We start from the raw sequence: 7,866 nt of genomic DNA, 5'->3' as shown, positions 1-7,866 counted from the left end.
TTGAGCCCGGGCGCCGGCGCTGAAGAAAATTGCGGCGGCGTTTGGGGCGCGGGTCCTGCGCGCGGACGGGTCGCTTGACCGCAAGGCGCTGGGGGACATTGTGTTTAATAATCCTGACCAGTTGGCTCAGCTGAACGCCATCGATCACCCGTACCTGCGCGATGCAATCAACGATGCGCTGGCGGCGGCCAAAGCCACCGGGGCTAGGGTCGTCGTCGGCGAGATTCCGTTGCTCTACGAGACCCATTACGAAACAGGCTTTGACGGGGTGGCGGTGGTGACCCTGCCGCCGAACATGCAGCTGGAGCGGCTTATGGCCCGCGATGGCCTGACGCAGGCGCAGGCGCAGGCGCGCATCAATGCCCAAATGCCACTGGCTGACAAGATCGCCAAAGCAGATTTTCTGATCGATAACTCTCAGGGACCGGCCGCCCGCAAGGCCCAGGTCGCGGACCTGTTGGGGCAGCTGGCCCGGTGATTGTCAGGGTGCCTCGTGGTATAATGTAGTATCAAAATGAAGAAGGTGTGCCTTTGCTCTGCCCACATTGTCATCATAATAGTTCCCGGGTCGTTGACTCCCGGCCCACAGACGGTGGTCGCGCGATTCGGCGCCGCCGCGAGTGTGAAAACTGCGGCTTTCGCTTCACCACGTTTGAGCGGGTCGAGCAGACGCCGCTGCTGGTGATCAAAAAGAACGGCACGCGCGAGGAGTTCAGTCGTGAGAAGATCCTGAAGGGCCTGATCCGTGCGGCCGAAAAGCGTCCGGTCACGATGGAACAAATGCAGAAGATCGTCGAAAACGTGGAGAACAAGCTGCGCGCGATTGGGGAAAATGAGGTCTCCAGTCAACAGATTGGCGAGTACGTGATGAAACAACTTGCCGAGGTCGACGACGTGGCTACATTCGCTTTGCCTCAGTCTACCGGCAGTTCAAGGACATGTCAGTGTTCATGCAGGAGCTGCAGGACATGATGAAGCGGGAAAAAGATCAAGATAAGTAATTAAAAGTGGGTGTGGGGCAACCGACGCCACTTTTTTGAGTCAGGAGGGGACAGCATTGGCGCGACCGAGCAATTACATGGCGCAGGACGACTTTATCGTCGTTCAGGCGACTTATTTCAGCGATCAGGATCAGGACGTGGTCGTCCACCTTTACCAGCCGCTGATCGGTCCGGTCGCGCTGGCGCTTTACCTGAGCCTCTGGAACGATTCGCACCGGCAACCGGCCGCCGCCGATCGGCGAAAACAGACGGCGCTGATGGACCTTTTGGGCGTCGATCTCGACACGCTGTATTCTGCCCGCATTAGGCTGGAGGCCCTGGGGCTGATGAAAACCTACACGTCGACGGATGCCGGTGGGCGCTACTGGGCGTACGAGCTGTACCGACCGGTGGCGGCCGACCGGTTTTTCCAGGACGACACGCTGAGTCTGCTGCTCTTTGATCGCGTGGGGGATGGGCGATTTGCGCAACTGGCGAATCGGTACGCAATTCACACCGTGCGCGCCCAAAGCTGGCAGGATGTGTCTGCCAGCTTGCTCGATGTCTTCGAGCTGACATCAGTGGTCCCGACTGCTGGCACCAAAAGCGCTAAGCAAACCGTGGCGCCAAAGCCGCTGCCTGAGGTGACTTTGAGCGATGGCGCCGGGTACGATTGGGATTTGCTTGAGCAGCTTACGGCAAAAGGTGGGTTGCGCTCAGGCCAGCTAGGTCAGCACCGGGCGGCCTTAGCCCAGATGGCCACCTTTTACGGGCTGACCCCGCCGGTGTTTGCCCGGTTCATCCAGCAGGCGACCAACCGGGCGACCGGTGAGTTGAGCCTGCGCGCACTGAGGCAAATCGTCGAGCAGACTTATCAAAAGCAGGCGCCGCACCTCAAGCCGAAAGGCACTGCCAGTGCGTCAAGTGCGTCCAGCGCAGACGCTCAGCCCAGGCAGGCAGTCCCTGTCAGCCAGCGAGCAGGCGCTGATCCAGCGCGCGCAGGCAACGCCGCCACGGGAATTTTTGGAAGAGGCCAAGCACCGCAAAAACGCCCAGCTCTTTGTGGCGCCGAATGAGCTGCAGGCCGTGCGCAAGCTGGCGGCGCGGAATGTGTTCGACAATGCGACCATCAATATTTTGATCGATTACATTCTGCAAAACTATGACAGCGTCAATCAGGCCCTGCTGGACGCAATCGCCAATCGCTGGCTGGCCGTTGGCGTCGACAGTCCGGCGCGGGCACTGCAAGCCATCAAGGATTACCAGCAAAAGCCGCGTCAGTCGCGTAGGCGGCAGGCACAGCCGGCGCGCCAGGAGCGAAGCCGGACTGGTTAGATAAGCCTTATGAGGCAAATAGTGCAGATGAGGATCCCGCGCTAGCCGCTGAGATTGCAAGAAACGAGCAAAGTTACGCGCACTGAGGAGGAAAAGACCGATGAAACCCATGAAGGATGAACTGGCCAAGATTATGGATCGGCGCCAGTTGACTAGTGAGTACCGCAAAATGGTGCAGGACGCGGTCGCAGATCCTGACGTTCAGACCTTTTTAAGCGCCAATCAAGGCAAGCTGGCTTCCGATGCGGTGGTTCGCGGCGCCGCCAAAATTTACGAGTTCGTGACCGCTCGGGATCGTTTGGCGGCCGGAGACCCTTTGATTGCGCCAGGTTACCAACCTCAGCTAGTGGTCTCAAATGGCTGATCGACATTACGTACGTCGCAACGCCTGAGAAGATTGCCCAGGATGCTTTGGCAGCCAAATCCCGGTTGATCACTGCTTTAAATATGCCTAAAGCAATTAAGAATGCGGACATTGATACCTATGATGAAAAGGACAGGGGTCAGGCCCTTTCTGCGGCACTGGATTTCACTACCGGAATGGCGGAGGCCCCAGATGATTTTCACAAGGGGTTGTACCTGACCGGGCCTTTCGGCGTTGGGAAAACTTTTCTACTCGGTGCGATTGCCAATGATTTGGCGAAGCACGGTATCGCTTCGACGCTGTTGCACTACCCGACCTTCGCTGTGGAAATGAAGGACGCGATTACTGATAATTCCGTACTGGCCAAAACGGACGGCATCAAAAAGGCCAAGGTGCTGATGATCGACGATATCGGCGCTGAGGCCTGGAGCGCCTGGGTCCGCGATGAGGTGCTCGCCGTGATCTTGCAGTACCGGATGCAGGAGGAGCTGCCGACGCTGTTCACGTCGAACAAAAATATGCAGGAGCTGACGGCGTTCCTGTCCGGCAGTGAAACAGGCAAGGCGGACGAGCCGGTCAAGGCGCAGCGCATTATGGAACGCGTGCGGTTTTTGGCCAAGGAAATCACCGTTGGCGGGCCGGACCGGCGCAATGTTTAAGCTGGCAGATGCACACCAGTGCACAATTCGTGAACTTTTTGCCGCATAAGCCTTGCACCCTGAAGTGGGCTGTGGTTTAATCTAAGTATCAAAGACGGAAGCAAAAAGGAAGTCCCACCCAGAGAGCCCAGGCACAGCTGAAAGCCGAGCATCGACGTCCGCACCACTTTCCGAGATTGGCCGTTATGGCCCCCGCAGCGCAGGTTACGCGCAACGAGTGGAAAGCAGTGCTTTCAAATCGGGTGGAACCGCGAGCAAAATCGTCCCGAGTGTCAAATGACACTCGAGGCGATTTTTTGTTTCCGAAAAAAAAGGAGAATGGGTATGTCAATCAAGATCACGTTACCAGATAACAGCATCAAAGAATTTGACGCCGGCGTTTCGACGCTGGACGTTGCCAAAAGCATTGCCAACAGTCTGGCCAAAAAGGCCGTTGCCGGAAAATACAACGGTCAGCTCATTGGGCTGAACGATGCGCTTTCGGCCGATGGCAGTTTGGAAATCATCACCAAGGACTCTGATGAAGGGTTGAACGTTTTGCGCCAGACGGGCGCGTTCGTGCTGGCTGCGGCCATCAAAGCCCTGCACCCGGAAGTGCGGCTGGGCGAAGGCGAAGCTGCCGATGACGGCTTCTACTACGACACTGACCGCGAAGACGGCCAGCTGACCATCGATCAGCTGCCGGCGATCGATGCAAAGATGAAGGAAATCATCAACCAACGCGCCGATTGAAAAGATCAGCATGAGCAAGGCCGATGCGAAAAAGGCCTTCGCCGATGAGCCGTACAAGGTGCAGCTGATTGACGAGATCAAAGGCGATGAGGTCAACGGTTTCAAGCTCGGCGATTTCTGCGACTTTGAGGAAAGCGTGCTGCTGCCAAACCTCAAAGACCTCAAGCACTTCAAGCTGTTGTCTGTTGCCGGTGCCTACTGGCAAGGCAAGTCATCCAACCCGATGCTGCAGCGGATCTACGCGACGGCTTACTACAAGGAAGCTGATCTGGAAGAAGACGGCAAGCGCCGCCAGGAAGCCAAGGAGCGCGACCACCGCGTGATCGGCCGTGACCTGGACCTGTTCTTTGTCGATCCTAAGGTCGGGGCCGGCCTGCCATACTGGATGCCAAAAGGCGCGACCATTCGGCGCATCATCGAGCGCTACATCATCGACAAGGAAATCGCCGATGGCTACGAGCATGTTTACACGCCAGTTCTGATGAACCTGGATGCCTACAAGACCTCCGGCCACTGGGACCACTACCGCGATGACATGTTCCCACCGATGGACATGGGCGACGGCGAAATGCTGGAGCTGCGGCCGATGAACTGCCCAAGCCACATTCAGATCTTCAAGCACCACATCCGCTCGTATCGTGAGCTGCCGCTGCGCATCGCTGAACTGGGCATGATGCACCGTTATGAAAAGTCCGGCGCCTTGTCCGGTTTGCAGCGCGTGCGGGAAATGACCCTGAACGACGGCCACACGTTCGTCGCGCTGGATCAGGTCCAAGACGAGTTCAAGAAGATCTTGAAGTTGATCATGGCCGTTTATGAGGACTTCAACATTTCTGACTACACCTTCCGCTTGTCCTACCGCGATCCGAAAAACACCGCGAAGTACTTTGACGATGATGAAATGTGGACCCGCAGTCAGAGCATGCTGAAGGGCGCCATGGACGACCTGGGTCTGGATTACTACGAGGCTGAAGGGGAAGCCGCATTCTACGGCCCTAAGCTGGACATCCAAACCAAGACGGCGCTGGGCAATGAAGAAACCATGTCGACCATCCAGCTGGACTTCATGCTGCCAGAGCGGTTCGACCTGAGCTACGTCGGCGCCGACGGTGAGAACCACCGGCCGGTCATGATCCACCGCGGCATCGTGGGCACCATGGAGCGCTTCATCGCCTACCTGACAGAAATTTACAAGGGTGCCTTCCCAACCTGGTTGGCGCCAACGCAGATCGAACTGATCCCAGTATCCCTGGATCAGCACATGGACTACGCCAAGCTGCTCAAAGACAAGATGCTCAAGGCCGGCCTGCGGGTCGAGCTCGACAGCCGCAATGAGCAAATGGGCTACAAGATCCGCGAAGCCCAAACCCAGAAGATTCCATACACGGTCGTGGTTGGGGACAAGGAAGTTGATTCCGCTGCCGTCTCTGTTCGCCGCTATGGAGAATCGGCTGGCGAGGAAATGCCGGCTAACTTGTTCATCGAGTCCGTTGAGGCGGAGATCAAGAACTACAGCCGTGACGGCAAGCACAAGCGCGGCGAGGGCCAGGCGCAGCTGGACAAGTAATGAGCGTTTTTCTGAAAAGGGGCAACCTGCCTCTTTTCTTTTTGCCCCAAATGCCGGGTTACGTCGCGCGGCTGCGGGGCAGAAAAGCTTGACGCTCAAGGCCAGTGCGTGTATGATTAGAAAGTTGAGAAAAAGCAGAAGTTCCCGCTTCTCACCCAAGCCTTTGGCCTCTAGGTAAATGATCGGTAGATAATCGACGGCGGGCACATTCTGTGTCTGTCGTTTTTTTGCTTTTCTCGAAATTAATTCGGAGGTGAATTGCCATAGCACGAGATATGATGGTCAACGATGGGATCCGCGCCCGCGAAGTCCGCTTGATCGACCAACATGGTGAACAACTAGGCGTCAAGAGCACTAGCGAGGCGATGGAACTTGCATCGACGGCAAACCTGGACTTAGTTCTGGTTTCGCCGACTGCCAAGCCGCCAGTTGCCCGCATTATGGATTTCGGCAAATTCCGGTTCGAGCTGCAGAAGAAGCAGCGCGAAGCACGCAAGAAGCAAAAAACCATCAGCATCAAAGAAATTCGGTTGAGCCCGACGATCGGCGAAGCTGATTTCAACACTCGTCTGAAGAACGCGCAGAAGTTCCTGGAAAAAGGGGACAAGGTTAAGGTTTCTGTGCGGTTCCGAGGCCGGGCGATCACCCACAAGGACTTGGGTCGAAAAGTCCTAGAACAAATGGCCGACGCGTTGAAAGACATCGCGAACGTGGAGGTTCGTCCCAAGATGGATGGCCGTTTCATGTTCCTGATGCTCACACCAAAGCCAGATCAGAAGAATCAGTAATTGATTCTTCAACATACGTATTAGGAGGAAAATCGTCATGCCAAAATTCAAGACACACCGCGCTTCTGCTAAGCGCTTCAAGAAAACTGCTAGTGGCGCTTTGAAGCGGGGCCACGCATACACCAGTCACCGGTTCCACGGTAAGACTAAGAAGCAGCGTCGTCAGCTGCGCAAGTCAGGTTTGGTATCCCACTCAGATATGAAGCGGATCCGCCAGATGATGAGTCAGATGAAGTAATTGTGCCTGTGGCCTGATGGCCCTCGCACTGATCGTTTTCGCTTTATTTTTTTGAGGAGGAATTAACATGGCACGTGTAAAAGGTGGAACAGTTACTCGTAAGCGTCGTAAGAAGATCCTGAAGCTCGCCAAGGGCTATCGTGGGTCAAAGCACCTGCTGTTCAAGGCAGCAAGTGCGCAGGTCATGGTTTCGTACCGGTACGCCTTCCGCGACCGCCGCGCAACCAAGCGCAACTATCGCTCCCTGTGGATTGCCCGGATCAACGCTGCGGCGCGGATCAACGATATTTCCTACAGCAAGCTGATGCACGGTTTGAAGGTCGCAAACGTTGACATGAACCGTAAGATGCTTGCGGACATCGCCGTTTCCGATCCTGATGGCTTTGCTGCCTTGGCAGCAACCGCCAAGAAAGCTTTGGCATAAGGCAATAAAAAATCGGCCTCATCGGGGCCGATTTTTGATTGACGGGCCAACCGCATTAAACCGTGGTGTCAGCTTCTCTCAAACGAGTGATGCACCCACGATCGAGTCTGCGGTTTAATCAAGTTTCGTCAAGCGATACGCGCAGTTGGGAAAGCCCTTCGCCAGGTGATCAATTTTGGCGAAGGGTTTTCTTTATTCCGGTGAGGCTTCAGTCATCACGACCAGCTTGCCGGCGGGGTGGTGGCATTCCAGCAGGCGGTGGCCCTCCTGCACCCCAGCCACTGAAAACGGCAGCGCTTGGCAATGCGCACCGAGAAACCGGGCGCTTGGGCCAGGGCCGTGAGGATCGGAAACGCGGCCTCAGGTTTTGCCTGGGAGCGGTCGCCGAGTTGAACCAGCTCGAGGCACTTGCCGTCCGTCTTCGGCTTCGCATCGGCAGTGGTCAACAGGTCCCGCCAGGACGCGTGAGCTGCGGCCCGGCGCCGTAATCTTGGCCGCCGCGGACTGCGTTGACCGTGGCGTCCGCCTGATTTTTGAACTTGGCGCCAACGTCTTCCTGATCGTACAGTCCGATTTCATCAGCGCCCAGTTGAGCCAGATAATCCGCATTGCGGGCACTGGCGGTGGCGATCACGTGCAGGTGCTGCGCCTTAGCCAGCTGGACGACCAGTGCCCCGACGCCGCCGCTGGCGCCTTCAACGGCCAACGTTTGCCCAGGCTCAAGCGCCAGCGCCTGGAGAATCGTCACCGCGGATAGGCCGACTTGCGGCAGTGCGGCG

8 protein-coding genes and 3 pseudogenes are annotated in these 7,866 nt (G+C 56.8%); 9 read left to right on the top strand and 2 right to left on the bottom strand.

What is annotated here, in order from left to right; all coding sequences use genetic code 11:
• Positions 1 to 19: 19 nt before the first annotated feature.
• The 9 genes and pseudogenes from coaE to rplT all read left to right on the top strand — a co-directional run bounded on the left by coaE (position 20) and on the right by rplT (position 7,087).
• Positions 20 to 478 carry a dephospho-CoA kinase gene (gene coaE / locus JCM13995_RS12110; protein ID WP_225350880.1) on the top strand — a complete coding sequence of 153 codons (459 nt, stop codon included), beginning with the start codon at positions 20 to 22 and terminating at the stop codon, positions 476 to 478.
• A gap of 53 nt (positions 479 to 531) precedes the next feature.
• A pseudogene (gene nrdR, locus JCM13995_RS12105) lies at positions 532 to 1,001 on the top strand (transcriptional regulator NrdR).
• Positions 1,002 to 1,057: 56 nt separating this feature from the next.
• Complete coding sequence (locus JCM13995_RS15040; RefSeq protein ID WP_054666008.1) at positions 1,058 to 2,056, top strand: replication initiation and membrane attachment family protein; 999 nt, start codon at positions 1,058 to 1,060, stop codon at positions 2,054 to 2,056.
• Complete coding sequence (locus JCM13995_RS14070; RefSeq protein WP_162230964.1) at positions 2,004 to 2,315, top strand: DnaD domain protein; 312 nt, start codon at positions 2,004 to 2,006, stop codon at positions 2,313 to 2,315. Before JCM13995_RS15040 ends, JCM13995_RS14070 begins: the two co-directional genes overlap by 53 nt.
• Before the next feature lie 100 nt (positions 2,316 to 2,415).
• Positions 2,416 to 3,338 (top strand): annotated as a pseudogene (gene dnaI / locus JCM13995_RS12090) (primosomal protein DnaI).
• Between the two features lie 324 nt (positions 3,339 to 3,662).
• Positions 3,663 to 5,637, top strand: a pseudogene (thrS, locus tag JCM13995_RS12085) (threonine--tRNA ligase).
• Positions 5,638 to 5,894: 257 nt separating this feature from the next.
• Entirely contained in the window at positions 5,895 to 6,425 is a 531-nt protein-coding gene (gene infC, locus JCM13995_RS12080) for a translation initiation factor IF-3 (RefSeq protein WP_054666000.1), read from the top strand.
• A gap of 37 nt (positions 6,426 to 6,462) precedes the next feature.
• Positions 6,463 to 6,663 carry a 50S ribosomal protein L35 gene (gene rpmI / locus JCM13995_RS12075; protein ID WP_054665996.1) on the top strand — a complete coding sequence of 67 codons (201 nt, stop codon included), beginning with the start codon at positions 6,463 to 6,465 and terminating at the stop codon, positions 6,661 to 6,663.
• A gap of 67 nt (positions 6,664 to 6,730) precedes the next feature.
• The gene (gene rplT / locus JCM13995_RS12070) at positions 6,731 to 7,087 is read left to right on the top strand and encodes a 50S ribosomal protein L20 (protein ID WP_054665993.1); all 357 of its coding nucleotides are present in this window, start codon (positions 6,731 to 6,733) and stop codon (positions 7,085 to 7,087) included.
• 215 nt (positions 7,088 to 7,302) lie between these two features.
• On the opposite strand, the gene JCM13995_RS12065 is transcribed toward rplT, so the two are convergent.
• Together JCM13995_RS12065 and JCM13995_RS12060 are read right to left on the bottom strand one after the other, a co-directional pair.
• Positions 7,303 to 7,533, bottom strand: a complete 231-nt coding sequence (locus tag JCM13995_RS12065; protein ID WP_054665990.1) for a hypothetical protein — start codon at positions 7,531 to 7,533, stop codon at positions 7,303 to 7,305.
• The coding region (locus JCM13995_RS12060; RefSeq protein ID WP_156314478.1) for a zinc-binding dehydrogenase at positions 7,530 to 7,866 on the bottom strand (337 nt) is incomplete at its 5' end. The genes JCM13995_RS12065 and JCM13995_RS12060, both read right to left, overlap by 4 nt.

Source organism: Lacticaseibacillus camelliae DSM 22697 = JCM 13995 (assembly GCF_001311195.1).
Lineage (GTDB): Bacteria > Bacillota > Bacilli > Lactobacillales > Lactobacillaceae > Lacticaseibacillus > Lacticaseibacillus camelliae.
Note: the sequence above shows the minus strand (reverse complement) of the source record. Positions and strands in the feature narration are given on the sequence as shown.